Annotated in this window: 22 protein-coding genes; 15 read left to right on the top strand and 7 right to left on the bottom strand. The window is 71.7% G+C overall.

Features of this window, described 5'->3' with window-relative positions; all coding sequences use genetic code 11:
- Positions 1-103 precede the first annotated feature (103 nt).
- The 4 genes from msrB to ACFVHB_RS18590 form a co-directional block, all read right to left on the bottom strand.
- Positions 104-508 carry a peptide-methionine (R)-S-oxide reductase MsrB gene (msrB, locus tag ACFVHB_RS18605; protein ID WP_380322779.1) on the bottom strand — a complete coding sequence of 135 codons (405 nt, stop codon included), beginning with the start codon at positions 506-508 and terminating at the stop codon, positions 104-106.
- A 21-nt stretch (positions 509-529) separates the two neighbouring features.
- A complete protein-coding gene (gene murC / locus ACFVHB_RS18600) occupies positions 530-1,939 on the bottom strand; it encodes a UDP-N-acetylmuramate--L-alanine ligase (RefSeq protein WP_380322776.1) in 1,410 nt (469 codons plus the stop codon).
- A gap of 133 nt (positions 1,940-2,072) precedes the next feature.
- The gene (locus ACFVHB_RS18595; RefSeq protein WP_380322773.1) at positions 2,073-2,534 is read right to left on the bottom strand and encodes an indole-3-glycerol phosphate synthase; all 462 of its coding nucleotides are present in this window, start codon (positions 2,532-2,534) and stop codon (positions 2,073-2,075) included.
- 144 nt (positions 2,535-2,678) lie between these two features.
- Positions 2,679-3,464 carry a pyrimidine reductase family protein gene (locus ACFVHB_RS18590; protein ID WP_380322770.1) on the bottom strand — a complete coding sequence of 262 codons (786 nt, stop codon included), beginning with the start codon at positions 3,462-3,464 and terminating at the stop codon, positions 2,679-2,681.
- Positions 3,465-3,635: 171 nt separating this feature from the next.
- Between ACFVHB_RS18590 and zapE the strand changes: the two genes are divergently transcribed.
- The 4 genes from zapE to ACFVHB_RS18570 all read left to right on the top strand — a co-directional run bounded on the left by zapE (position 3,636) and on the right by ACFVHB_RS18570 (position 8,960).
- Positions 3,636-4,703, top strand: coding sequence for a cell division protein ZapE (zapE, locus tag ACFVHB_RS18585; RefSeq protein WP_380322844.1), 1,068 nt, complete (start codon positions 3,636-3,638; stop codon positions 4,701-4,703).
- A 36-nt stretch (positions 4,704-4,739) separates the two neighbouring features.
- Positions 4,740-6,836 carry an excinuclease ABC subunit UvrB gene (uvrB, locus tag ACFVHB_RS18580; protein ID WP_380322767.1) on the top strand — a complete coding sequence of 699 codons (2,097 nt, stop codon included), beginning with the start codon at positions 4,740-4,742 and terminating at the stop codon, positions 6,834-6,836.
- Between the two features lie 261 nt (positions 6,837-7,097).
- Positions 7,098-7,679: a TerD family protein gene (locus ACFVHB_RS18575; protein ID WP_380322764.1), complete on the top strand. Its 582-nt coding sequence runs from the start codon at positions 7,098-7,100 to the stop codon at positions 7,677-7,679.
- Positions 7,680-7,979: 300 nt separating this feature from the next.
- Positions 7,980-8,960, top strand: coding sequence for a TerC family protein (locus ACFVHB_RS18570; RefSeq protein WP_380322761.1), 981 nt, complete (start codon positions 7,980-7,982; stop codon positions 8,958-8,960).
- Between the two features lie 306 nt (positions 8,961-9,266).
- Here the strand turns inward: ACFVHB_RS18570 and ACFVHB_RS18565 are convergent, their stop codons facing one another.
- Together ACFVHB_RS18565 and ACFVHB_RS18560 are read right to left on the bottom strand one after the other, a co-directional pair.
- Complete coding sequence (locus ACFVHB_RS18565; RefSeq protein ID WP_380322758.1) at positions 9,267-9,920, bottom strand: MBL fold metallo-hydrolase; 654 nt, start codon at positions 9,918-9,920, stop codon at positions 9,267-9,269.
- 51 nt (positions 9,921-9,971) lie between these two features.
- Complete coding sequence (locus ACFVHB_RS18560) at positions 9,972-10,763, bottom strand: maleylpyruvate isomerase family mycothiol-dependent enzyme (protein WP_380322756.1); 792 nt, start codon at positions 10,761-10,763, stop codon at positions 9,972-9,974.
- Between the two features lie 266 nt (positions 10,764-11,029).
- On the opposite strand from ACFVHB_RS18560, the gene uvrA reads away from it, so the two are divergent.
- The 11 genes from uvrA (at position 11,030) to ACFVHB_RS18505 (ending at position 24,133) form a co-directional block, all read left to right on the top strand.
- On the top strand, positions 11,030-13,930 hold the full coding sequence (gene uvrA, locus ACFVHB_RS18555; RefSeq protein WP_380322753.1) for an excinuclease ABC subunit UvrA: 2,901 nt from the start codon (positions 11,030-11,032) through the stop codon (positions 13,928-13,930).
- Positions 13,931-14,034: 104 nt separating this feature from the next.
- Positions 14,035-14,496, top strand: a complete 462-nt coding sequence (locus ACFVHB_RS18550; protein ID WP_380322750.1) for a Rieske (2Fe-2S) protein — start codon at positions 14,035-14,037, stop codon at positions 14,494-14,496.
- A gap of 81 nt (positions 14,497-14,577) precedes the next feature.
- Positions 14,578-16,659 (top strand): excinuclease ABC subunit UvrC, encoded by a 2,082-nt coding sequence (gene uvrC / locus ACFVHB_RS18545; protein WP_380322748.1) that lies wholly within the window; start codon positions 14,578-14,580, stop codon positions 16,657-16,659.
- A gap of 199 nt (positions 16,660-16,858) precedes the next feature.
- The gene (gene rapZ, locus ACFVHB_RS18540; protein ID WP_380322841.1) at positions 16,859-17,689 is read left to right on the top strand and encodes an RNase adapter RapZ; all 831 of its coding nucleotides are present in this window, start codon (positions 16,859-16,861) and stop codon (positions 17,687-17,689) included.
- A gap of 77 nt (positions 17,690-17,766) precedes the next feature.
- Positions 17,767-18,900: a uridine diphosphate-N-acetylglucosamine-binding protein YvcK gene (gene yvcK, locus ACFVHB_RS18535; protein ID WP_380322838.1), complete on the top strand. Its 1,134-nt coding sequence runs from the start codon at positions 17,767-17,769 to the stop codon at positions 18,898-18,900.
- Positions 18,891-19,871 (top strand): DNA-binding protein WhiA, encoded by a 981-nt coding sequence (gene whiA / locus ACFVHB_RS18530; RefSeq protein WP_209411690.1) that lies wholly within the window; start codon positions 18,891-18,893, stop codon positions 19,869-19,871. Before yvcK ends, whiA begins: the two co-directional genes overlap by 10 nt.
- Before the next feature lie 296 nt (positions 19,872-20,167).
- Positions 20,168-21,172, top strand: a complete 1,005-nt coding sequence (gene gap, locus ACFVHB_RS18525) for a type I glyceraldehyde-3-phosphate dehydrogenase (protein ID WP_380322744.1) — start codon at positions 20,168-20,170, stop codon at positions 21,170-21,172.
- A 147-nt stretch (positions 21,173-21,319) separates the two neighbouring features.
- On the top strand, positions 21,320-22,525 hold the full coding sequence (locus ACFVHB_RS18520; protein ID WP_380322741.1) for a phosphoglycerate kinase: 1,206 nt from the start codon (positions 21,320-21,322) through the stop codon (positions 22,523-22,525).
- Positions 22,526-22,529: 4 nt separating this feature from the next.
- Positions 22,530-23,315 carry a triose-phosphate isomerase gene (gene tpiA, locus ACFVHB_RS18515; protein WP_380322738.1) on the top strand — a complete coding sequence of 262 codons (786 nt, stop codon included), beginning with the start codon at positions 22,530-22,532 and terminating at the stop codon, positions 23,313-23,315.
- Between the two features lie 88 nt (positions 23,316-23,403).
- Entirely contained in the window at positions 23,404-23,640 is a 237-nt protein-coding gene (secG, locus tag ACFVHB_RS18510; protein ID WP_380322735.1) for a preprotein translocase subunit SecG, read from the top strand.
- 157 nt (positions 23,641-23,797) lie between these two features.
- Positions 23,798-24,133 carry an RNA polymerase-binding protein RbpA gene (locus ACFVHB_RS18505; RefSeq protein WP_035841977.1) on the top strand — a complete coding sequence of 112 codons (336 nt, stop codon included), beginning with the start codon at positions 23,798-23,800 and terminating at the stop codon, positions 24,131-24,133.
- Positions 24,134-24,203: 70 nt separating this feature from the next.
- Here ACFVHB_RS18505 and pgl read toward each other — a convergent pair whose 3' ends face one another.
- Entirely contained in the window at positions 24,204-24,992 is a 789-nt protein-coding gene (gene pgl, locus ACFVHB_RS18500; RefSeq protein WP_380322732.1) for a 6-phosphogluconolactonase, read from the bottom strand.
- Positions 24,993-25,028 lie beyond the last annotated feature (36 nt).

Below are 25,028 nucleotides of genomic sequence, written 5' to 3'. Positions count from 1 at the left end.
GCGGCGCCGGGGCGAGGGGGCGGACGGCGCGGAGGCCCGGGAACCGATCCGGTTCCCGGGCCTCCTGCCGGCGCCACCGAGGCCGGCGCTACCGAGGGCAGCGCTACTCGGCCGGCTTCAGCGTCAGGGAGATGCTGTTGATGCAGTACCGCTGGTCCGTCGGCGTGCCGTAGCCCTCGCCCTCGAAGACGTGCCCGAGGTGGCCGCCGCACGTGGCGCAGCGGACCTCGACCCGGCGCATGCCGAGCGAGTTGTCCTCGATGTACTCGACCCGGTCCTCGGCCAGCGGCGCGTAGTAGGACGGCCAGCCGCAGTGGCTGTCGAACTTGGTCTCCGAGCTGAACAGCTCGGCGCCGCAGGCCCGGCAGCTGTAGACGCCGACCGTCTTGGTGTCGGTGTACTCGCCGACGAAGGGACGCTCGGTGCCCGCCTCGCGGAGGACGTGGTACTCCTCCGGCGTCAGCTGGGCGCGCCACTCGGCGTCGGTCTTCTGGATCTCGTAGCTCATCACGGCTCCCGGTCGGGCGACTCAGACGTTGGTGGCAACGTTCGCGAGGTGCTTGAGAATTTCGGGCCCGAGGTTGGTGACGTCGCCCGCGCCCATGGTGAGCAGCAGGTCGCCGGGGCGGGCCAGGCCGGCCAGCCGGGCGGGGGCGTCGTCGAAGACGTGCTCGGCGGTGACCTCGGCGCCGGCCCGCTTGGCCGCGTCGATGATCAGCTCGCTGGTGACGCCGGGGATCGGGTCTTCACGGGCCGGGTAGATGTCGAGGACGACGGAGGCGTCGGCCAGGGCCAGCGCGGCGCCCATCTCCTCGGCCAGCTGCTGGGTGCGGCTGAACAGGTGCGGCTGGAAGACCACCAGCACCCGGCCCTCGCCCTCCAGGCCCTCGCGGATCGCCTCCAGGTCGGCGGCCATCTCGGTCGGGTGGTGGGCGTAGGAGTCGATCACCTGGACGCCGCCGGCCTCGCCCTTGAGCTGGAGCCGGCGCCGCACGCCGGTGTAGGCGCCGATCGCCTTGGCCAGGTCGGCGGCCGGGACGCCGAGCGCGACGCCGGCGGCCAGGGCGGCGACCGCGTTGTGCGCGTAGTGCCGGCCGGGCACCGAGACGGTGAAGGACAGCTCGGCGCCGTCCAGCAGGACGGTGACCTCGCTGGTCATGCCGCGGGCGGCGACCGACAGGACGCGGACGTCGGCGTCCTCGGCGGAGCCGACGGTGACCACGTTCAGGCCCTCACGGCCGGCCACCCGGGCGGTCAGCTCGCGGGCGCCGTCGTGGTCGGCGGAGACCACCAGGGTGCCGCCGGGGGTGATCCGGCCGACGAAGGTCTCGAAGGACTCGTAGATCTCCTCGATCGAGGCGTAGTTGGCGTGGTGATCGAGCTCCACGTTGAGCACGATCGCCACCTCGGGCGCGTACTTGTGGAAGCTGCGGTCGCTCTCGTCGGCCTCGGCGACGAAGATCTCGCCGGTGCCGTGGTGGGCGTTGGAGCCGGGCGCGTCGAGGTCGCCGCCGATCGCGTACGAGGGGTCGAGGCCCAGCTCGCCGAGGGCGACGGCCAGCATGCTGGTGGTGGTGGTCTTGCCGTGGGTGCCGGCCACGGCCAGCGCCCGGCGGCCGCCCATCAGCGCGGCCAGCGCGTCGGAGCGGTGGACGACGGGGACGCCGCGCTCGCGGGCGGCGGCCAGCTCCGGGTTGTCGGCGCGGATGGCGCTGGAGACGACGACGCTGCTGACGCCGTCCGGCACGTGCTCGGCGGCGTGGCCGATGTGCACCTCGGCGCCGAGGGCGCGCAGCGCGAGGACGGTCTCGGACTCCTTGGAGTCGCTGCCGGAGACGCTGGCGCCGCGCACCGCGAGGATCTTCGCCAGGCCGGACATCCCGGCGCCGCCGATGCCGATGAAGTGCGGGGCGTGCAGGTCGTGCGCGGCGTCGTTCAAGGCGGGGCTCCGTACGGGCGATGGGCCCTCCCGCCCGGTGGCGGGCGAGGAGGGAGGGGAACAGGGGCGGACGAGATGCGGATCGTCCTCGCGGCGGACCGCAAGGACGATTCTGCACCACCGGCGCACCCGGTCAGGAGTCGCTGGCGAACAGCCGCAGCACCGGGACGCCCACCTTGTGCCTGGCCTGCGAGGCCCAGTCGCGGTGGAAGAACTCCTCCACGAAGTGCGGGGAGGTGAGCACCACCACCTCGTCGGCCCGGTGCTCCTCGACCACCGCGCGCAGCCGGTCCAGCGGCTTGTCCTCGACCAGCTCGCCGACCGCCTCGGCCCCGGCCGCCCGCAGGTGGCGCAGGCTGTGCTGGAGCGACTCGCCGGCCACCGTCGGCCCGCTCTCGGACTCGTCGTGCTCGTGCACCACCTTGTCGAGGTGGCCGAGTGCGACGTCGTCCAGTGCCCGCAGCAGTTCGTCCTGCTTGCCGCGCGGCTGCATCAGGACGACGAAGGACACCTTCTCCTCGCTGTGGAGCGTGGTGACCAGCTCCACGTCGGCGTCGGAGAGCGCCTTTTCGATCATCAGTACCGTCTTGAACACGTGAGTCCCTTCCAGTGGCCGGCCCCCGGGCCCCGGCATCGCATCCCATACTGCCCGGCGGAAGCTTTCCGCACGCGGCTCACCCGTCACACGGGCCACGCGGAGGAAGGTTCCCGGAGCGGGACCGGGATCACGCTCCGGAGGTCACGTGGCCGACGGGGCGGAGTGCGGGTGAGGCCGCAGGTAGCGGGTGAAGAGGAATCCTTTCTGCTCGATCAATGAGACCAGCCGCATCCGCTGCACGTCGGGCATTTCCGCATCGTGGATGATGCGCGGCGCGTCGCCGGCCGTGATCAACGGAGCCAGCGACAGGCACAGCTCGTCCAGCAGGTCCGCGGCCGCCAGCTGTCCCAGCAGCCGCGGCCCGCCCTCGCTCAGCAACCGCGTCCAGCCGCGCTCCGCCAGCGCCGACACGGCCGTCCGCAGGTCCACCGAGCCCTCCCCGGCCACGATCACGTCGGCCACTTCGGCGACCGCCCGCCGGCTCTCCTCCGGGGTGTCCGCGGTGGTGATCACCACCGTGCGCACCAGCGGCTCGGTGAACAGCGGCGCGGCCAGGTCCAGCCCCAGCGAGCGGGTGACGATCGCGATCACCGGTGCCGGGGCCTGTCCGGCCGCCCGGCGCGCGCCGGCGAACCCGGAGTGCGCCCGCGCGGGGCGGTAGCCCTCGGCCCGGACCGTCTCGGCACCCACCAGCACCACGTCCGACAGCGCCCGCAGCACGCTGAAGATCCGCTTGTCGGCGTCCCCGGAGAGCCCCTCGGAGAGCCCGTCCAGCCTCGCCCCGCCGTCCAGGCCGGCCACCATGTTGGCGCGCAGCCACGGCCGGCCGTGATTCACCTGGTCGGGGTACGCGTAGACCGCGGCGAGCGACTCCAGCGAGCCCGGATCGGCGGACGGCCGGTCCAGCGGGCTGATCAACTGTTGCATGGCACCAGTGTTCCACCGGCGGCCCCGCCCGACCGGCCCGGCCGCCGCCAGGCCCGTACCCGGCCGGTACCCGGCCCGGGCCTGGGGCGTGCACGACCAGGCGTACCCTCTACTACCGTGCCCGCAGCAGCAGCCCCACACCCCGAAGCCGCGACCGGTGCGAGCGAGTCCATAGCGACCGCGACCCCGGACGCCGCCCCCGTCGCGCTCACCGCCCGGCGCCCCGTCGTCCCCGCCGAGCGGCTGGTCGCCGAGATGGTCCCGCCGCCGCGCTTCTCCGACGTGAGCTTCGGGACGTACCTCCCCGACCCGAACCAGCCCAGCCAGTACGAGGCCGTGCAGGTCCTGGAGCAGTTCGCCGGCGCCCTCAACGGCGGGAACGGTTCCGCCCCCAAGCGGAGCTGGTTCCGCCGCAGCGCCCCCGCGCCCGCCGGCCCGGCCGGCGTCTACCTCGACGGCGGCTACGGCGTCGGCAAGACCCACCTGCTCGCCTCGCTCTGGCACGCCGCGCCCGGCCCCAAGGCCTTCGGCACCTTCGTCGAGCTGACCAACCTGGTCGGCGCGCTCGGCTTCCAGCAGGCCGTGACCACGCTCTCCGGCCACAAGCTGCTCTGCATCGACGAGTTCGAGCTGGACGACCCGGGCGACACCGTCCTGGTCTCCACCCTGCTCGGCCGCCTGGTCGACAACGGCGTCAAGCTCTGCGCCACCTCCAACACCCTGCCCGAGAAGCTCGGCGAGGGCCGGTTCGCCGCCGCCGACTTCCTGCGCGAGATCCAGGGCCTGTCCGCGCACTTCCGCCCGATGCGGATCGACGGCCAGGACTACCGCCACCGCGGCCTCCCGGACGCCCCGCCGCCCTACTCCGACGCCCACGTGGACGCCGTCGCCGCCCGCACCCCGGGCGCCTCGCTGGACGACTTCGGCGCCCTGCTCGACCACCTCTCCGCCGTCCACCCCAGCCGCTACGGCGCGCTGCTGGACGACGTCCGGGCGGTCTGCCTGCGCGGCGTGCGCCGGGTCGAGGACCAGTCCACCGCCCTGCGCCTGGTCGTCCTCGCCGACCGGATGTACGACCGCGAACTGCCCATCACCGCCTCCGGCATCCCCTTCGACCAGGTGTTCCCCGAGGAGATGCTCCGCGGCGGGTACCGCAAGAAGTACCTGCGCGCCGTCTCCCGCCTCGTCGCCCTGGCCCGGGACAGCGCCAAGGGCGGCGCTGGGGACCGCGCCGAGTAGGCCGTCTTTGTCGGTGGTGGGTCGTACGGTGGACTCGTGCGACCCATCACGAGTATTGAGCGGTCAGTGGCGCCCTTCGAGGTCGTCAGCCCCTACCAGCCCAACGGCGACCAGCCGGCGGCGATCGCCGAGCTGGAGCGCCGGATCCGCGCGGGGGAGAAGGACGTCGTCCTGCTGGGTGCCACCGGTACCGGCAAGTCGGCCACCACGGCGTGGATGATCGAGAAGCTCCAGCGCCCCACCCTGGTGATGGCGCCGAACAAGACCCTGGCCGCCCAGCTGGCCAACGAGTTCCGCGAGCTGCTGCCGAACAACGCGGTCGAGTACTTCGTCTCGTACTACGACTACTACCAGCCCGAGGCGTACGTCCCCCAGACGGACACCTACATCGAGAAGGACTCCTCGATCAACGAGGAGGTCGAGCGGCTGCGCCACTCCGCGACCAACTCGCTGCTCACCCGCCGCGACGTGGTCGTGGTCGCGTCCGTCTCCTGCATCTACGGCCTCGGCACGCCGCAGGAGTACGTGGACCGGATGGTGCGGCTGAAGGTCGGCGAGGAGATCGACCGCGACGTCCTGCTCCGCCGCTTCGTCGACATCCAGTACACCCGCAACGACCTCGCCTTCACCCGCGGCACCTTCCGGGTCCGCGGCGACACCATCGAGATCTTCCCGGTCTACGAGGAGCTGGCCGTCCGGATCGAGATGTTCGGCGACGAGATCGAGGCGCTCTACACGCTGCACCCGCTCACCGGCGAGATCATCAGCCAGGACGACTCCGTCTACGTCTTCCCCGCGTCGCACTACGTGGCCGGCCCGGAGCGGATGGAGCGCGCGGTCAACGGCATCGAGCGGGAGCTGGAGGAGACGCTCGCCCGGCTGGAGAAGCAGGGCAAGCTGCTGGAGGCCCAGCGGCTGCGGATGCGCACCACCTACGACATCGAGATGCTCCGCCAGATCGGCACCTGCTCGGGCGTCGAGAACTACTCGATGCACTTCGACGGCCGCGAGCCCGGCTCCCCGCCGAACACCCTGCTCGACTACTTCCCGGAGGACTTCCTCCTGGTCGTCGACGAGTCGCACGTCACCGTCCCGCAGATCGGCGCGATGTACGAGGGCGACGCCTCGCGCAAGCGCACCCTGGTCGAGCACGGCTTCCGGCTGCCCTCCGCGATGGACAACCGCCCGCTCAAGTGGGAGGAGTTCCTGGAGCGGATCGGCCAGACCGTCTACCTCTCCGCCACCCCCGGCCCGTACGAGCTGTCCCGCGGCGACGGCCAGGTCGAGCAGATCATCCGCCCGACCGGCCTGATCGACCCCGAGGTGATCGTCAAGCCGACCGAGGGCCAGATCGACGACCTGGTGCACGAGGTCCGCCAGCGGGTGGAGCGGGACGAGCGCGTCCTGGTCACCACGCTCACCAAGAAGATGGCCGAGGACCTCACCGACTACATGCTCGGCCTGGACATCCGGGTGCGGTACCTGCACAGCGACGTCGACACGCTGCGCCGGGTCGAGCTGCTGCGCGAGCTGCGGGCCGGCAAGTACGACGTGCTGGTCGGCATCAACCTGCTCCGCGAGGGCCTGGACCTGCCCGAGGTCTCCCTGGTGGCGATCCTGGACGCCGACAAGGAGGGCTTCCTGCGCTCCGGCACCTCGCTGATCCAGACCATCGGCCGTGCCGCCCGCAACGTCTCCGGCCAGGTCCACATGTACGCGGACCGGATCACCCCCTCGATGGAGCGGGCGATCGAGGAGACCAACCGCCGCCGGGCCGTCCAGCAGGCCTACAACAAGAAGCACGGCATCGACCCGCAGCCGCTGCGCAAGAAGATCGGCGACATCCTGGACACCCTCGCCCGCGAGGACGTGGACACCGACGAGCTGCTCTCCACCGGGTACCGGGGCGGGGCGGGCAAGGGCGGCAAGGCCCCGGTGCCGGCGCTCGGCGCCGACCGCAAGCCGGCCAAGTCCATGCCGGCCGCCGAGCTGGCCGAGCTGATCCAGTCGATGACGGACCGGATGCACGCGGCCGCGACGGACCTCCAGTTCGAGGTCGCGGCCCGGCTGCGCGACGAGGTGAAGGAGCTGAAGAAGGAGCTGCGGCAGATGCGCGAGGCCGGCATCGCCTGACGCCGGCGCGGCGTACGCGGAGCACCCGCGCCGGGCTTGGCCGGTTCTGGCACCGGTCAAGCCCGGCGGTGTCTCAGCCTTGCCACAAACGGGTAGACGCTGACGAGTGCGCCCGACCGCAGGGCCTAGGCTTTCCTGCGGTATCGCCTCCGGGACGGGGCGGTCGCACCAGGGGGCCTCAGCCGGGGGACGGCAACGGGGTGTTCCACCGTGGAGCCGGCGCGGCGACCGACCGCGCGGCCGGGCAGAGAGGACAACGCCGTGTCGGTGAACCTTGCCAAGGGGCAGCAGGTCAGCCTGCAGAAGGGGTCGGGCGAGTCGCTGACGGTCGTCCGGATGGGGCTGGGCTGGAAGGCGGCCCCCAAGCGGGGCCTGTTCGGCAGCCGCACCCGGCAGATCGACCTGGACGCCTCGGCGCTGCTGTACGCCGAGCAGACCCCGTCCGACGTGGTCTTCTTCCAGCACCTGGAGAGCAACGACGGATCCGTCCGGCACACCGGGGACAACCTGGTCGGCGGCACCGGTGCGGGGGAGGACGACGAGTCGATCCTGGTGGACCTGGCGCACGTGCCGGCGCACATCACCCAGGTGGTGTTCACGGTCAGCTCGTACACCGGGCAGACCTTCGCCGAGGTGCAGAACGCGTACTGCCGGCTGGTGGACGAGTCCACCGGGCTGGAGCTGGCCCGGTACGAGCTGGCCGGCGGCGGCCCGCACACCGGGCAGATCATGGCCAAGGTGTTCCGCGAGCCCTCGGGCGGCTGGGGCATGCTGGCGATCGGGGCGCCGGCCCGTGGCCGGACCTTCCAGGACCTGCTGCCGGCCATCGAGCCGTTCCTCTGAGGTCCTCCGAGGCGGGTCCCGGGCCTGGGCCCGGCCCTGGCCCAGGCGCCCGGGCCCGAGCCCTGCCGAGCCCCGGCACGAGGGCGCTCTTTACCTTCTTTACCTTCCTTTGGACTTCCTGTTACTCTCGATGGCAGCGGAGGGGAGTATTCCCTGCAGCAGTCGTCCCGTCATCACGGGCGCCCCGGAGTGCGGCGCCCCGGGGCGCTGGTCCGGGCGTTCGCAGTGACGAACCCGACGGGCGGAAGAGACCTCCGGCAGTGACGATGACCGTCTCGCCTACCTGCCGGAGGAGCAGTAGTGGACGTTTCCGTGAGCATGTGGGTCGGCACGATCGGTGTGCTGGTGGCGCTGATCGTGGCCGACTTCTTCATCGGCGGCCGCAAGCCGCACGAGGTGTCGATCAAGGAAGCCGGCATCTGGACCGCGGTCTGGATCGTGCTGGCCGCGGTCTTCGGCGGGTTCCTCTGGTGGCACTCGGGTTCGCAGCCGGCCGGTGAGTTCTTCGCCGGTTACATCACCGAGAAGTCGCTCAGCGTCGACAACCTGTTCGTGTTCATCCTGATCATGGGCAAGTTCGCGGTGCCGAAGATCTACCAGCAGCGCGTGCTGATGTTCGGCGTGATCATCGCGCTGGTGCTGCGCGCGGTCTTCATCGCCGGCGGCGCGGCGCTGGTGGCGCAGTTCTCCTGGGTGTTCTTCGTCTTCGGCGCCTTCCTGGTCTGGACCGCCTGGAAGCTGATCAAGGAGGCCCGGGCTGACGAGGAGGACGAGGAGTTCGAGGAGAACCGCCTGCTCAAGTCGATCGAGCGGCGCTTCCCGTCCACCGACAGGTACCACGGCACCAAGCTCTTCGTCAGGGAGAACGGCCGCCGGCTGATGACCCCGATGCTGATCGTCATGCTGGCGATCGGCACCACGGACGTGCTGTTCGCGCTGGACTCGATCCCCGCGATCTTCGGCCTCACCCAGGACCCGTACGTCGTCTTCACCGCCAACGCCTTCGCCCTGATGGGTCTGCGCCAGCTGTACTTCCTGATCGGCGGCCTGCTGAAGAAGCTGGTCCACCTCTCGTACGGCCTGTCGGTGATCCTCGGCTTCATCGGCGTGAAGCTGGTGCTGCACGCGCTGCACGAGCAGGGCGTGCACGTCCCCGAGATCGGCATCCCGTTCTCGCTGGGCTTCATCGTGGTGGTGCTCGCCGTCACCACCGTGACCAGCCTGACGGCCTCCCGGAAGCAGGAGCGGGCCGAGCGCGAGCCGCAGAAGCTCGACGCCTGATCCCCGGGTGGGGGGGGGCGGCGGGGGCGGCGGGGGGGGGCGCCCCGGCGCCCCCGCCCCCCGCCCCCCCCCGCTGATAAAAAAAAAAGAAACCCCGACACACTAAAAACACACAAAAATTGGGGGGTTGTTATTTTTTTTTTAACTCCCGGGGCCGGCGGGCGCCCCCCCCACCCCCCCCGCCTCCCCCCGGGGGGCCCCGCGGGGGGGGGCCGCGGCGGGCCCCCCCGACGCGGGCCCGCGACCGAGCAGTGGTCGCGGGCCCGCCGTTCGTGGTGCCGGGGCTCGGGGCGTGCCGGACGCGCCCTACCAGCCGCGCTCGCGCCACTCGGCGAGGTGCGGGCGCTCGGCGCCGAGGGTGGTGTCGTTGCCGTGGCCGGGGTAGACCCAGGCCTCGTCCGGCAGGACGTCGAAGATCTTCTCGTTGACGTCCTTGAAGAGGCTCTCGAAGGCCGCCGCGTCGCCCCAGGTGTTCCCCACGCCGCCCGGGAACAGGCAGTCGCCGGTGAAGACGTGCGGGTGGCCCTGCGGGTCGTCGTAGACCAGCACGATCGCGCCGGGGGTGTGGCCGACCAGGTGCCGGACGGTCAGCTCCGCCTGGCCGACCCGCAGCTTGTCGCCGTCCGCCAGCCACAGCTCGGTGGGCACGTCGATGCCCTCGGCGTCGTGCTCCCCGGCCGCGGTGCGGGCGCCGGTGGCGGCGACCACCTCGGCGAGCGCGCCCCAGTGGTCGTGGTGCCGGTGGGTGGTGACCACGGTGGCCAGTTCGTCGCCGACCGTCTCCAGCAGGACCGGCGCGTCGGCGGCGGCGTCGATCAGCAGCTGCTCGTCGGTGGCCCGGCAGCGCAGCAGGTAGGCGTTGTTGTCGTACGGGCCGACGGCCACCTTGGTGATGATCAGGTGGGCCAGCTCGCGCACGTCCGGCGGTCCGCCGACCTTGACCGCTCCGTGGTACGTCATCCGTCCGCTCCTAGTCCGGTCGTTCCAGCGTTCAGGATCATCCTCGCGCCGTCAGCCCAGCGGGGGAAGTCGGGGCAGCGCGCCGCGACCGTCGGTGAGCTGGACGCCGTCCCGGTGGACCTGGAGGCCGTCGCCGTCGGAGCGGCCGGAGAGCCAGCCGAGCAGTGCCCGGACCGGGCCCTCGGCGGTCAGCGCGGGCCCGCCCGGGGCGGTGCCGATCACGGCGCGGTCCTCGGTGTCGTCGGCGATCAGCTCGACGGCGGGGAGCTCGGCGTTCCCGGCCAGCCTGGCGGCGAGCTTGCGGAACTCGGCGACGGCGAACGGCTCCGGCCAGTGCGCGGGGGTGTAGCCGGCGTCCAGGTCGACGTGGTGGTACTCGACCTCGGCGAGGCGCTTCCACGGCAGCTCGGAGGCCGGGAAGGTGGCGCCGGAGCGGTGCCGGACCACGGCCGCCCAGGCCTCGTCCGGCAGCAGCGCGGCGGCCGCGGCGAAGTTCCGGTCGGAGTCGCGCAGGTCGTCGAGCTGGACGTCGAGCGGACGGCCGGCGCCGTCCTCGATGCCCTGGTCGCGGGCCTGCTCGCTGGCGTACTGCGGGATGTCGGTGCCGGTCCGGGCGCCGTTGAGCAGGTTGACCAGCGAGTCGGCGTTGCGGGCCAGGTGGGCCAGCACGTGGCCCCTGGTCCAGCCGGGGAGGGCGGAGGGCTCGGCCAAGGCCTCCGGCTTCAGCTCGGCCACGGTGTGCAGGAGGTGGCCGGTGCTGGTGGCGACCAGGCGCAGCCGCTCGTCGGCGAGGGCGGCGGCGGCCGCGGGGTCGGTCGCGGGGTCGGTCGCTGGGTCGGTCATCGGGTACGGCCTCCGTCGGTGTGGGCGTTGCCCGGGCGGGCGTTCGCTCGTTGACGAGGTGACGCTACCCCCGATCTCCGGCCTGATCTGGGGCTTTCCCGAATTGCCCGGGTCACCCCCGGAGGGGACCTTCACTCGTTCGGGTGGACCCGGCTGGACGAGCTCGATAATCGAACGCGTGAGCTAGTAGGCTGGCTGCCGCATCCTGGAAGAAGTACGCATCACTTTCACCAGCCATCTCGCCCCGGAGAAAGGCGCCAGAAGCAGTGGCCGACCGCCTCATCGTCCGCGGTGCTCGCGAGCACAACCTCAAGAACGTCTCGCTCGACCTGCCCCGCGACTCCCTCATCGTCTTCACGGGCCTCTCCGGGTCCGGCAAGTCCTCGCTGGCCTTCGACACGATCTTCGCCGAGGGGCAGCGCCGGTACGTCGAGTCGCTGTCCTCCTACGCCCGGCAGTTCCTCGGGCAGATGGACAAGCCCGACGTCGACTTCATCGAGGGCCTCTCCCCGGCCGTCTCGATCGACCAGAAGTCCACCAACCGCAACCCGCGCTCCACGGTCGGCACCATCACCGAGGTCTACGACTACCTGCGCCTGCTGTTCGCCCGGATCGGCAAGCCGCACTGCCCGCACTGCGGCCGCCCGATCGCCAAGCAGTCCCCGCAGGCCGTCGTCGACAAGGTGCTGGAGCTCGCCGAGGGCACCCGGTTCCAGGTGCTCAGCCCGGTGGTGCGCGAGCGCAAGGGCGAGTTCGTCGACCTCTTCGCCGACCTCCAGTCCAAGGGCTACGCCCGCGCCCGGGTGGACGGCGAGACGATCCAGCTCGCCGAGCCGCCCAAGCTGAAGAAGCAGGAGAAGCACACCGTCGAGGTGGTGATCGACCGCCTCACCGTCAAGGAGAGCGCCAAGCGCCGGCTGACCGACTCGGTGGAGACGGCCCTGCGGCTGAGCGGCGGCATGGTCGTGCTCGACTTCGTCGACCTCCCGGAGGACGACCCGGAGCGCGAGCGGATGTACTCCGAGCACCTCTACTGCCCGTACGACGACGTGTCGTTCGAGGAGCTGGAGCCGCGCTCGTTCTCCTTCAACTCGCCGTTCGGCGCCTGCCCGGACTGCTCGGGCCTGGGCAACCGGATGGAGGTGGACCCGGAGCTGGTCGTCCCCGACGAGGAGAGGTCGCTGGACGAGGGCGCGATCCACCCCTGGTCCGGCGGCCACACCAAGGAGTACTTCCAGCGCCTGATCGGCGCGCTCGCCGACGAGCTGGGCTTCCGCACCGACATCCCCTGGGCCGGGCTGCCGGCCCGCGCCAGGAAGGCGCTGCTGTACGGGCACAAGCACCAGGTCGAGGTGCGGTTCCGCACCCGCTACGGGCGGGACCGCTCGTACACCACGGGCTTCGAGGGCGCGGTGCCGTTCATCCAGCGCCGGCACAGCGAGGCGGAGAGCGACTCCAGCCGCGAGCGCTTCGAGGGCTACATGCGCGAGGTGCCCTGCCCGACCTGCGAGGGCACCCGGCTGAAGCCGGTGGTGCTCGCCGTCACCGTCGAGGGGAAGTCCATCGCGGACGTCTCGGCGATGTCGATCAGCGACTGCGCGGAGTTCCTCGGTGCGATGCGGCTGACCGCCCGGGACAAGAAGATCGCCGAGCGCGTCCTCAAGGAGGTCAACGAGCGGCTGCGCTTCCTGGTCGACGTCGGCCTGGACTACCTCTCGCTCAACCGCGCGGCCGGCACCCTGTCCGGCGGCGAGGCCCAGCGGATCCGGCTCGCCACCCAGATCGGCTCCGGCCTGGTCGGCGTGCTCTACGTGCTGGACGAGCCGTCCATCGGCCTGCACCAGCGCGACAACCACCGCCTGATCGAGACCCTGGTCCGGCTGCGGGACATCGGCAACACCCTGATCGTCGTCGAGCACGACGAGGACACCATCAAGACGGCGGACTGGGTGGTCGACATCGGCCCCGGCGCCGGCGAGCACGGCGGCAAGGTGGTGCACTCCGGCTCGCTGGAGCAGCTGCTCGGCAACAAGCAGTCGCTGACCGGCCAGTACCTCTCCGGCAAGCGCTCCATCCCGATCCCGGCCGCCCGCCGCGCCCGGGACCGGAAGCGCCAGCTGACCGTCCACGGCGCCCGCGAGCACAACCTCAAGGACGTCACGGTCGGGTTCCCGCTCGGCACCTTCACCGCGATCACCGGGGTCTCCGGCTCCGGCAAGTCGACGCTGGTCAACGACATCCTGTACACCCACCTCGCCCGGGAGCTGAACGGCGCCCGCAGCGTGCCGGGCCGGCACACCCGGATCACCGGCACCGACCTGGTGGACAAGGTGGTGCACGTCGACCAGTCGCCGATCGGCCGCACCCCGCGCTCCAACCCGGCCACCTACACCGGTGTGTTCGACCACGTCCGGCGGCTGTTCGCGGAGACGCAGGAGGCCAAGGTCCGCGGCTACCTGCCCGGCCGGTTCTCGTTCAACGTCAAGGGCGGCCGCTGCGAGAACTGCTCCGGCGACGGCACCATCAAGATCGAGATGAACTTCCTGCCCGACGTCTACGTGCCGTGCGAGGTCTGCCACGGCGCCCGGTACAACCGGGAGACGCTGGAGGTCCACTACAAGGGCAAGTCCATCGCCGAGGTGCTGGACATGCCGATCGAGGAGGCGCTGCACTTCTTCGAGGCCGTCCCGGCGATCGCCCGCCACCTGAGGACGCTCAACGACGTCGGCCTCGGCTACGTCCGGCTCGGCCAGTCCGCGCCGACCCTCTCCGGCGGTGAGGCGCAGCGCGTCAAGCTGGCCTCCGAGCTGCAGAAGCGTTCCACCGGGCGGACGGTCTACGTCCTGGACGAGCCCACCACCGGCCTGCACTTCGAGGACATCAGCAAGCTGATCAAGGTGCTCTCCGGCCTGGTGGAGAAGGGCAACACGGTGATCGTCATCGAGCACAACCTCGATGTGATCAAGACCGCCGACTGGATCGTCGACATGGGCCCCGAGGGCGGCTCCGGCGGCGGCACGGTGGTCGCCGAGGGCACCCCGGAACAGATCGCCGCGGTGCCGGACAGCCACACCGGCAAGTTCCTGCGGGACATCCTGCCGGGCGAGTTCAACGACGCCCAGGTCCCGGTGCGGGCCCCGCGCAAGCGGGCCGCCGCGAAGAAGTAGCCCGCGGCCGCACCCGGCTGCCCCCGATCGGCGGGGGGCAGCCGGGTGCGCTGCGCATAGACTGCCGCTGACCCACGACCGCCCACCCGCAGGAGCAGCCACCGATGTCCGAGGCCCCCGAGAGCCCCGCCGCCTCCCGTCGCACCGTGCTCTGCGGTGCCGCCGCCGTCCTCGCCGCCGGTGGCACGGTCGCGCTCTCCGGCTGCGCCTCCAGCGGTTCCTCCGGCGGCTCCTCCGCTCCCGCGGCGTCGGCGTCGAAGGCCCCCAAGGAGCCGGTCGTCGTCGGCCCGGCGACGGACGTCCCGGTCGGCGGGGGCAAGGTCTACCGGGAGAAGAAGATCGTCGTCACCCAGCCGACCGAGGGCACCTACGAGGCGTTCAGCGCGGTCTGCACCCACGCCGGCTGCGTGGTCGACAAGGTCGAGGACAAGCTGATCAAGTGCCCGTGCCACGGCAGCAACTTCGACTTCTCCACCGGCGCCCGGGTCGAGGGCCCGGCGACCAAGCCGCTGCCCGAGTACCAGGTCGCGGTCGAGGGCGGCAACCTCAAGGTGACTCCGAGCTGAAGCAGTTGATCTCCACTCCGTCGATCCCCGCTCCGGTGATCTCCCTGCCGTCCGCCCGGCCCGACTCGGTACGGTGGACCCATGGCTGACCCGTCCACCTACCGCCCGGCGCCGGGCGCGATTCCGACCTCGCCGGGCGTCTACCGGTTCCGTGACGCCCACGGGCGGGTCATCTACGTCGGCAAGGCCAAGAGCCTGCGGCCGCGGCTGTCGTCCTACTTCCAGGACCTCGCCGGGCTGCACCCCCGCACCGCGACGATGGTCACCACCGCGGCCGCGGTCGAGTGGACGGTCGTCTCCACCGAGGTCGAGGCGCTCCAGCTCGAGTACTCCTGGATCAAGGAGTTCGACCCCCGCTTCAACGTCAAGTACCGCGACGACAAGAGCTACCCGGAGCTCGCGGTCACCCTCGACGAGGAGTACCCGCGGGTCCAGGTGATGCGCGGGGCGCACAAGAAGGGCGTGCGCTACTTCGGCCCGTACGGGCACGCCTGGGCGATCCGCGAGACGGTCGACCTGCTGCTGCGGGTCTTCCCGGTCCGCACCTGCTCCAACGGCGTGTTCAAGCGCGCCCGCCAGGTCGGCCGCCCCTGCCTGCTCGGCTACATCGGCAAGTGCGCCGCGCCCTGCGTCGGCAAGGTCTCGGCCGACGAACACCGGGCGCTCGCCGAGGACTTCTGCGACTTCATGGCCGGCCGCACCGGCAACTACCTGCGCCGGCTGGAAGAGCAGATGCAGGAGGCCGCCGCGGAGATGGAGTACGAGAAGGCGGCCCGGCTGCGCGACGACATCGGGGCGCTCAAGCGCGCGATGGAGAAGAACGCCATCGTGCTCGCCGACGCCACCGACGCCGACCTGCTCGCCCTCGCCGAGGACGAGTTGGAGGCCGCCGTCCAGATCTTCCACGTCCGCGGCGGCCGGGTCCGCGGCCAGCGCGGCTGGGTCACCGACAAGGTCGAGGACGTGGACACCGCCGGCCTGGTCGAGCACGCCCTGCAGCAGCTCTACGGCGGAGCCGGCCCGGACGAGCGGAGCGAGGCCGTCCCGCGCGAGGTGCTGGTCCCCGCCCTGCCCGAGCCGGCCGGCCCGGTGAGGGAGTGGCTGTCCGGCCTGCGCGGCGCCCAGGTCGACCTGCGCGTCCCGCAGCGCGGCGACAAGAAGGACCTGATGGCCACCGTGCAGCGCAACGCCCAGCAGGCGCTGGCGCTGCACAAGACCAAGCGCGCCTCCGACCTCACCACCCGCAGCCGTGCCCTCCAGGAGATCGCCGACGCCCTGGAGCTGGACTCCGTCCCGCTGCGCATCGAGTGCTTCGACATCTCCCACCTCCAGGGCGAGGACGTGGTCGCCTCGATGGTGGTCTTCGAGGACGGCCTGGCCCGCAAGAGCGAGTACCGCCGGTTCCAGATCAAGGGCTTCGAGGGCCAGGACGACGTCCGCTCGATGCACGAGGTGATCAGCCGCCGGTTCCGCCGCTACCTGCAGGAGCGCGAGCAGACCGGGGAGTGGGCCGTCCCGGAGGAGGGCGCCGACGACGAGCCGGGCACGCCGTCCGGCCCGGTCGACCCGGGGACCGCGCGGGACGACGGGGGCCGCCCCCGCCGCTTCGCCTACCCGCCGCAGCTGCTGGTGGTCGACGGCGGCCAGCCGCAGGTCGCCGCCGCCCGGCGCGCCCTGGACGAGCTGGGCATCGACGACGTCGCCCTCTGCGGGCTCGCCAAGCGCCTGGAGGAGGTCTGGCTGCCCGGCGAGGACGACCCGGTCGTCCTGCCGCGCAGCAGCGAGGGCCTCTACCTGCTCCAGCGCGTCCGCGACGAGGCGCACCGCTTCGCCATCACCTACCAGCGCAGCAAGCGTTCCAAGCGACTCACCGCCGGGGAGCTGGACTCCGTCCCCGGCCTCGGCGAGACTCGCCGCCAGGCGCTGCTCAAGCACTTCGGCTCGCTGAAGAGGCTCCGCGCGGCCACCGTCGACGAGCTCTGCGCCGTCCCCGGCATCGGACGCCGGACGGCGGAGACTGTTGCGGCAGTGTTGTCGTCCCGTACACCCGCGGCACTCGCCGTGAACACCGCCACCGGCGAGATCATCGATGACAGCGCTGAAACGGCCGGCACCGCGGCCGGCGCAGCGCCCCAGACCGCACCGTCCCAGGAGACGCCATGACGGCCGACGCCGCCCGTCAGCCGGCGCGCCCCGTGCTCACTCGCCCGAGTGAGCCGGGGAAGCGTGCCCGCGCGACGCGCGTTCTCCTCAGCAGAATCATCGAGAGCGGGGAACCGAAGTGAGCGTGTCCGATTATGGGAGTACCTCCCGGCCGGAGGCCGGCGGGGAGAACGCCCCGGAGCTGGTGATCATCTCCGGCATGTCCGGAGCCGGTCGCTCCACCGCCGCCAAGTGTCTGGAGGACCTCGGCTGGTTCGTGGTGGACAACCTGCCGCCGGCCCTCATCCCGACCATGGTGGACCTCGGCGCCCGCTCCCAGGGCAACGTGGCCCGGATCGGCGTCGTGGTGGACGTCCGCGGCCGGCAGTTCTTCGACGACCTGCTGACCTCGCTGGACGAGCTGGAGAAGCGCGGCGTCCGGCTGAGCGTGGTCTTCCTGGACTCCTCCGACGACGCCCTGGTCCGCCGCTTCGAGAGCGTGCGGCGCCCGCACCCGCTCCAGGCCGACGGCCGCATCGTCGACGGCATCGCCCAGGAGCGCGACCTGCTGCGCGAGCTGCGCGGCGAGGCCGACCTGGTGATCGACACCTCCAACCTCAACGTGCACCAGCTGCGGGCCAAGCTCGACGCCCAGTTCGCCGACCACGACGAGCCCGAGCTGCGCGCCACCGTGATGTCGTTCGGTTTCAAGTACGGCCTGCCGGTCGACGCCGACCTCGTGGTGGACTGCCGCTTCCTGCCCAACCCGCACTGGGTCCCCGAGCTGCGCGCCCGTACCGGCACCGACGCCGACGTCGCCGACTACGTGTTCCAGCAGCCCGGGGCCAACGAATTCCTCAACGGCTACGCCGAGCTGCTGCGCATCGTCACCGAGGGGTACCGGCGCGAGGGGAAGCGCTACATGACGCTTGCCGTAGGCTGCACCGGTGGCAAGCACCGCAGCGTCGCGATGTCCGAGCGGTTGACGAAGCGTCTCATCGCGGACGGCGTCGAAACGGTGCTCGTCCACCGTGACATGGGACGGGAGTAGCCGCCGCCCCCCCTGCCGGGCCGCCGGCGGAGGCCGGCGGCGGGCAAGAGGAACGCGAGGTGGGTGTGACGGGATACGTGCCCGGGCGGCAGCTGCAGAACAAGACCGCCGACCGGACGGGAGTCCCGTCGCGCGCCGCGGCGACCGGCCGGGCCAGGCCCGGACAGGCCCGGACCAGCCAGGCCCGCACCAGTCCCGCCCGCACCAGCCAACCGCCCCGGACCAAACAGGCCCCCCGGATCACCGCCCTCGGCGGCGGCCAGGGCCTCTCGGCCTCGCTCTCCGCGCTGCGCCGGCTCACCACCGACCTCACCGCCGTGGTCACGGTGGCCGACGACGGCGGCTCCAGCGGCCGGCTGCGCGAGGAGCTCGGGGTGCTGCCCCCGGGCGACCTGCGCAAGGCGCTGGCCGCGCTCTGCGGCGACGACGACTGGGGCCGCACCTGGTCCGAGGTGATCCAGCAGCGCTTCACCGGCACCGGCGAGCTCGGCGGCCACGCCGTGGGCAACCTGCTGATCGTCGCGCTCTGGGAGAAGCTCGGGGACCCGGTGGCCGCCCTCGACTGGGTGGGCCGGCTGCTGAACGTCCAGGGCCGGGTGCTGCCGATGTCGGCGGTGCCGCTGGACATCGAGGCGATAGTCCGCGGGCACGACCCGGCGCGCCCCGGCGAGCTGTCGGCCGTCCGCGGCCAGGCCAGCGTCGCCGTCACGCCGGGTACGGTCCAGTCGATCCGGCTGCTGCCGGACGAGCCGCCGGCCGTGCCGGAGGCCGTCACCGCCGTGCGGGAGGCGGACTGGGTGGTGCTCGGCCCCGGCTCCTGGTTCACCAGCGTGCTCCCGCACCTGCTGGTGCCCGAGCTGGCCCAGGCGCTCACCGAGACCCGCGCCCGCCGCCTGCTCACCCTGAACCTGGCGCCCCAGCCCGGCGAGACGGAGGGCTTCACCCCGCAGCGCCACCTGGAGGTCATCGCCGACCACGCACCCGACCTCGCGGTGGATGCGATCCTGGTGGACGAGCGCGCCGTCACCGGCGGCGCCTTCGGCCAGGCGGACCTGGCCGGTCTGGAGAAGGCCGCCGAGCGGATGGGCGCCGCCCTGGTGCTCGGCCGGGTCGCCCGCACCGACGGCACGCCGCGACACGACCCGGAGCTCTTGGCGGCCGCGTACGACCGGATTTTCCGGACACATGGAAGGATCGGGCCATGGCGATGACTCCAGCGGTGAAGGACGAAATCAGCCGGCTCCCGGTCACCCGGGCCTGCTGCCGCAAGGCGGAGGTGTCGGCGATCCTGCGATTCGCGGGCGGGCTGCACATCGTGAGCGGCCGCATCGTGATCGAGGCGGAGCTCGACACCGGCGCGGCCGCGCGCCGGCTGCGCAAGGACCTGCTGGAGATCTTCGGACACTCCTCGGACCTGGTCGTGATGGCCCCGGGCGGGCTGCGCCGCGGCAGCCGCTACGTGGTCCGGGTGGTCAAGGACGGCGAGCTGCTCGCGCGCCAGACCGGTCTCGTGGACGGTCGCGGGCGGCCGATCCGGGGCCTGCCCCCGGCCGTGGTGTCCGGCGCCACCTGTGACGCCGAGGCGGCCTGGCGCGGAGCGTTCCTGGCGCACGGCTCGCTCACCGAGCCGGGCCGCTCCTCCTCGCTGGAGATCACCTGCCCCGGCTCCGAGGCCGCCCTCGCCCTGGTCGGCGCCGCCCGCCGGCTCGGCATCCCGGCCAAGGCCCGCGAGGTGCGCGGCGTGGACCGGGTGGTGATCCGCGACGGCGACGCCATCGGCGCGCTGCTGACCCGGCTCGGCGCCCACGAGTCGGTGCTCGCCTGGGAGGAGCGCCGGATGCGGCGCGAGGTCCGGGCCACCGCCAACCGGCTGGCCAACTTCGACGACGCCAACCTGCGCCGCTCGGCGCGCGCCGCGGTGGCGGCCGGCGCGCGGGTGCAGCGCGCGCTGGAGATCCTCGGCGACGAGGTGCCCGAGCACCTGGCCGCCGCCGGCCAGCTGCGGATGCAGCACAAGCAGGCTTCGCTGGAGGAGCTGGGCGCGCTCGCCGACCCGCCGCTGACCAAGGACGCGGTGGCCGGCCGGATCCGCCGGCTGCTGGCGATGGCCGACAAGCGCGCCTCCGAACTCGGCCTCCCCAGCACCGAGGCCAACCTGACCGACGAGATGGCGCTGAACTAGCGATCACGGTCCGTGCGTACCGACGGCCGGTGTCCGCAATGCGGACACCGGCCGTCGTGTGTCCGGACGCCGGAACGGGAGATTCCGGACCCGCTCAGCTGGTCTGGACCAAATGCCCGGGAGGGCAAGGGCGGAAGGCCTGATCCCGGCCTCTTGACACGCCACGCCAAGGTGTCCGACCCGGGCGGATGTGCCCTGAAAGGCTCCGGAGGGGTAGGGTCATAGGCGGTCGGGGACATCCCAAAATTCCACCCCGTCGGCATAGCGTCCGGCGTACCTAACGAGGAGATCGGTTCGTGACGATCCGGGTAGGCATCAACGGATTCGGCCGCATCGGCCGCAACTTCTTCCGTGCGGTTCAGTCCCAGGGCGCGGACATCGAGATCGTCGGTGTCAACGACCTCACCGACACGAAGACCCTGGCGCACCTGCTGAAGTACGACTCGATCCTGGGCACCTTCCCGGGCGAGGTCTCGCACACCACGGACAGCATCACGGTCGACGGCAAGACCTTCAAGGTCATCGCCGAGCGCGACCCGGCCAACCTCCCCTGGGGCGAGCTGGGCGCGGACATCGTCATCGAGTCCACCGGCATCTTCACCAAGGCCGAGGCGGCCAAGAAGCACATCGCCGCCGGCGCCAAGAAGGTCATCATCTCGGCGCCCGCCACCGACGAGGACATCACCATCGTCATGGGCGTCAACGACGAGAAGTACGACGCCGCGAAGCACACCGTCATCTCCAACGCCTCCTGCACCACCAACTGCGTGGCGCCGCTGGCCAAGGTGCTGAACGAGAACTTCGGCATCGTCAAGGGTCTGATGACCACGGTGCACGCGTACACCAACGACCAGGTCACCCTGGACTTCCCGCACAAGGACCTGCGTCGCGCCCGCGCCGCGGCCCTCAACATCATCCCCACCTCCACCGGTGCCGCCAAGGCCACCGCGCTGGTCCTGCCGGAGCTCAAGGGCAAGCTGGACGGCACCTCGCTGCGCGTCCCCGTCCCGACCGGCTCGATCACCGACCTCGTCGTCACCCTGGAGCGCGACGTCACCGTCGCCGAGGTCAACGAGGCCTTCAAGAAGGCCTCCGAGACCTCGCTCAAGGGCATCCTGCACTACACCGAGGACCCGATCGTCTCCTCCGACATCGTGAACTCGCCGTTCTCCACGATCTTCGACTCGCTGATGACCATGGTCCAGGGCAACCAGGTCAAGGTCTTCGGCTGGTACGACAACGAGTGGGGCTACTCGAACCGCCTCGTCAACCTGACCACCCTCGTCGGTGGCCGGCTCTGACGCTGCGGGAGCTGACGTGAAGTAAGGGGGAGGGCCCGGAAGGCTGCGACGCCATCCGGGCCCTCGTCTGCGCACCCTCAACTCCCCTTTGACGGCCCGACGTTGTGCCGTCGTTTGCGCCACCTTGTCCCCAGGAGACCGAAGACCGTGAAGACCATCGAAGACCTCGACGTCACCGGCAAGCGCGTGTTCGTGCGCGCGGACCTGAACGTGCCGCTGTCCGGCGGCTCGATCACCGACGACGGCCGGATCCGTGCCGTCGCCCCGACCATCGCCAAGCTCGTCGAGCGCGGCGCGAAGGTCGTCGTCGCCTCCCACCTCGGCCGCCCGAAGGGCGAGCCGGACCCGCAGTTCTCCCTCGCGCCGGTGGCCGTCCGCCTCGGCGAGATCATCGGCAAGCCGGTCTCGTTCGCGACCGACACCGTGGGCGAGAGCGCGAAGGCCACCGTCGCCGCCCTGGCCGACGGCGAGGTCACGCTGCTCGAGAACCTGCGCTTCAACGCCGGCGAGACCAGCAAGGACGACGCCGAGCGCGGCGCCTTCGCCGCCGAGCTGGCGCAGCTGGCCGACCTGTACGTGGGCGACGGCTTCGGTGCGGTGCACCGCAAGCACGCCTCCGTCTACGACCTCCCGGCCCTGCTGCCGCACGCCGTCGGCGACCTGATCGCCACCGAGGTGGGCGTGCTCAAGCGCCTCACCGAGGAGGTCGAGCGCCCGTACGTGGTGGTGCTCGGCGGCTCCAAGGTGTCCGACAAGGTCGGCGTGATCGACAACCTGCTCGGCAAGGCCGACCGCATCCTGATCGGCGGCGGCATGGCGTACACCTTCCTGCACGCGCTGGGCAACGAGGTCGGCATCTCGCTGCTGCAGAAGGACCAGGTCCCGACCGTTCTGGAGTACCTGGAGCGGGCGAAGCAGAACGGCGTCGAGTTCGTGCTGCCGGTGGACGTCGCGGTCTCCGCGGACTTCCCCGACACCAAGACGCACGCGCCGGTCAAGGACTTCGAGATCGTCGACGCGGACAAGATCCCCGCCGACAAGGAGGGCCTGGACATCGGCCCGAAGACCCGCGAGCTGTTCGCGGCGAAGCTGGCCGACGCGAGGACGGTGTTCTGGAACGGCCCGGTGGGCGTCTTCGAGCACCCGACCTTCGCCGAGGGCACCAAGGCCGTCGCGCAGGCCCTGCTCGACAGCGACGCGTTCACCGTGGTCGGTGGCGGCGACTCCGCCGCGGCCGTCCGCATCCTGGGCTTCGACGAGACGGAGTTCGGGCACATCTCGACCGGCGGTGGCGCGAGCCTCGAGTACCTGGAGGGCAAGACGCTCCCCGGTCTCGCCGCCCTGGAAGGCTGAGGCAATGACTGAGCGTCTCCCGCTGATGGCGGGCAACTGGAAGATGAACCTCAACCACCTTGAGGCCATCCAGCACACCCAGAAGCTGGCCTTCGCGCTGGCCGACAAGGACTACGAGTCCGTCGAGGTCGCGGTCCTGGTGCCGTTCACCGACCTGCGTTCGGTGCAGACCCTGGTCGACGGCGACAAGCTGAAGATCAAGTACGGCTCGCAGGACATCTCGCAGCACGACTCCGGTGCCTACACCGGCGAGGTCTCCGGCCCGATGCTGGCCAAGCTGAAGTGCACCTACGCGGTGATCGGCCACTCGGAGCGCCGCCAGTACCACGGCGAGAACGAGGAGATCGTCAACGCCAAGGTCAAGGCCGCCTACCGCAGCGGGCTCACCCCGATCCTCTGCATCGGCGAGCCGCTGGAGGTCCGCAAGGCCGGCACCCACGTCGAGTACACGCTGGCCCAGCTCGACGGCGCCCTGCAGGACGTCCCGGCCGCCCAGGCCGAGTCGATCGTGGTCGCCTACGAGCCGGTCTGGGCGATCGGCACCGGCGAGGTGGCGACCCCCGAGGACGCCCAGGAGGTCTGCGCCGCGATCCGCCGGCGGATCGCCGAGCTGTACGACGCCGAGCTGGCCGACAAGGTCCGCGTGCTGTACGGCGGTTCGGTCAAGTCGTCGAGCGCGGCCGGTCTGATGGCCAAGCCCGACATCGACGGCGGCCTGATCGGCGGTGCCTCCCTGGACGCCGAGGAGTTCGTCAAGATCGTGCGGTACCGTGAGCAGGCAGTAGGCTAACGCCGCCGCAGCAACGTAGGCTTTGGGGCCGGACCGCTCACCGCGGGCCCGGCCCCTTCGCCGAAGATACGAGAGAGTTGGTCCCGTCGTGGTTATCGGGTTCTCGATTGCCCTGATCATCTTCAGCCTGCTGATGATCCTGCTGGTGCTGCTGCACAAGGGGAAGGGCGGCGGCCTGTCCGACATGTTCGGCGGTGGCGCGATGTCCACCGGCGGCGGCTCCGCGGTGGCCGAGCGCAACCTGGACCGCATCACGATCGTGGTCGGCATCGCCTGGTTCGCCTGCATCATCGTGCTCAGCCTGGTGCTGAAGTACAAGAGCTGACGTAACCCTGACGTCCCGTCGCCCCGAGACCTATGCTGGAACGGTCCGGGGCGGAGCCGGTGGTGGAGGATCCTTAACTCCTGCTTACACTAGGACGACTTTCGCCACCGACGCGGACCGCGACGGGTCGGCGCACCAGCACGCAGGGAGTCAGACCGTGGCAAGTGGCAACGCCATCCGTGGCAGCAGGGTCGGAGCCGGCCCGATGGGGGAGGCGGAGCGCGGCGAGTCCGCCCCGCGCAATCGGATCTCCTTCTGGTGTGCCAACAAGCACGAGACCCGTCCCAGCTTCGCCGCCGAGGCGGTCATCCCGGACACCTGGGACTGCCCGCGCTGCGGCTTCCCGGCCGGCCAGGACGAGCACAACCCGCCCGCCCCCTCGCGCAACGAGCCGTACAAGACCCACCTCGCCTACGTCCGTGAGCGGCGCACCGACGCCGACGGCGAGGCGATCCTCGCCGAGGCGCTGGCCAAGCTGCGCGGCGAGATCTGAGACGACACAGCACGAAGGGCGCCACCGTTCGCAACGGTGGCGCCCTTCGCGCGTACCCGGCCCCGGTGGATCAGGCGGAGGCCGGCGGGTAGAGCTGCGGCGGGATCCGGGTCGCGGCGGAGCGGTCCAGCAGCCACAGCGTGCGGCTGCGGCCGTACGCGCCCGAGGCGGGCGCCTGGAGCTCGCCCGGGCCGGACAGGGCCATCGCGACCGCGTCGGCCTTGTCCTCGCCCGCCGCGAGCAGCCAGACCTCGCGGGCCGCCCGGATCGCCGGGAGGGTGAGCGAGATCCGGGTCGGCGGGGGCTTCGGCGCACCGCGCACGCCGACCACCGTCAGCTCGGTCTCCCGGACGCCCGGGTGCTCGGGGAAGAGCGAGGCGACGTGGGTGTCCGGGCCGACGCCGAGCAGCAGCACGTCGAAGGCCGGCACACCGAGCCGGTCGCCCGGCCCGGCCGCCTTCGCCAGCTCCTCGGCGTAGCGGGCCGCGGCGGCCTCCACGTCCGAGCCGTCCGGACCGTCCGAGGCGGGCATCTCGTGCACCCGCGCCGGATCGAGCGGTACGGCGTCGAGCAGCTCCGCCCGGGCCTGGACGGCGTTGCGCTCCGGGTCGGCGGAGGGCACGAAGCGCTCGTCGCCCCACCAGAGGTCCAGCCGGGCCCAGTCGACCGCGTCCCGGGCCGGGGAGGCGGCGATGGCGGCCAGCAGCGCGTTGCCGTTGCGCCCACCGGTGAGCACCACCGAGGCGGTGCCGCGGGCGGCCTGGGCGTCCACGATCCGGGTGATCAGCCGGGCCGCGGCCGCCTGGGCCATCAGCTCCTTGTCCCGGTGGACGACCAGCTGCGGAGTGGAAGCGGTCATGCGCACTCCTCGCCGCGCTCGTCGGCGGATGCCCGC

Origin of the sequence: Kitasatospora sp. NPDC127111 (genome assembly GCF_042677465.1) — a bacterium.
Lineage (GTDB): Bacteria > Actinomycetota > Actinomycetes > Streptomycetales > Streptomycetaceae > Kitasatospora.
The sequence above is the reverse complement of the archived record's forward strand: the minus strand, read 5'-3'. Positions and strand labels throughout refer to the sequence as shown.

Bases quoted from the DNA above. Each gene is read 5' to 3' on its own strand.
- msrB (WP_380322779.1), bottom strand. From the start codon at position 508: ATGAGCTACGAGATCCAGAAGACCGACGCCGAGTGGCGCGCCCAGCTG.
- ACFVHB_RS18565 (WP_380322758.1), bottom strand. From the start codon at position 9,920: ATGACGTACCACGGAGCGGTCAAGGTCGGCGGACCGCCGGACGTGCGC.
- ACFVHB_RS18550 (WP_380322750.1), top strand. From the start codon at position 14,035: ATGTCCGAGGCCCCCGAGAGCCCCGCCGCCTCCCGTCGCACCGTGCTC.
- tpiA (WP_380322738.1), top strand. From the start codon at position 22,530: ATGACTGAGCGTCTCCCGCTGATGGCGGGCAACTGGAAGATGAACCTC.
- pgl (WP_380322732.1), bottom strand. From the start codon at position 24,992: ATGACCGCTTCCACTCCGCAGCTGGTCGTCCACCGGGACAAGGAGCTG.
- uvrC (WP_380322748.1), top strand. From the start codon at position 14,578: ATGGCTGACCCGTCCACCTACCGCCCGGCGCCGGGCGCGATTCCGACC.
- ACFVHB_RS18590 (WP_380322770.1), bottom strand. From the start codon at position 3,464: ATGCAACAGTTGATCAGCCCGCTGGACCGGCCGTCCGCCGATCCGGGC.
- rapZ (WP_380322841.1), top strand. From the start codon at position 16,859: ATGTCCGGAGCCGGTCGCTCCACCGCCGCCAAGTGTCTGGAGGACCTC.
- ACFVHB_RS18560 (WP_380322756.1), bottom strand. From the start codon at position 10,763: ATGACCGACCCAGCGACCGACCCCGCGACCGACCCCGCGGCCGCCGCC.
- whiA (WP_209411690.1), top strand. From the start codon at position 18,891: ATGGCGATGACTCCAGCGGTGAAGGACGAAATCAGCCGGCTCCCGGTC.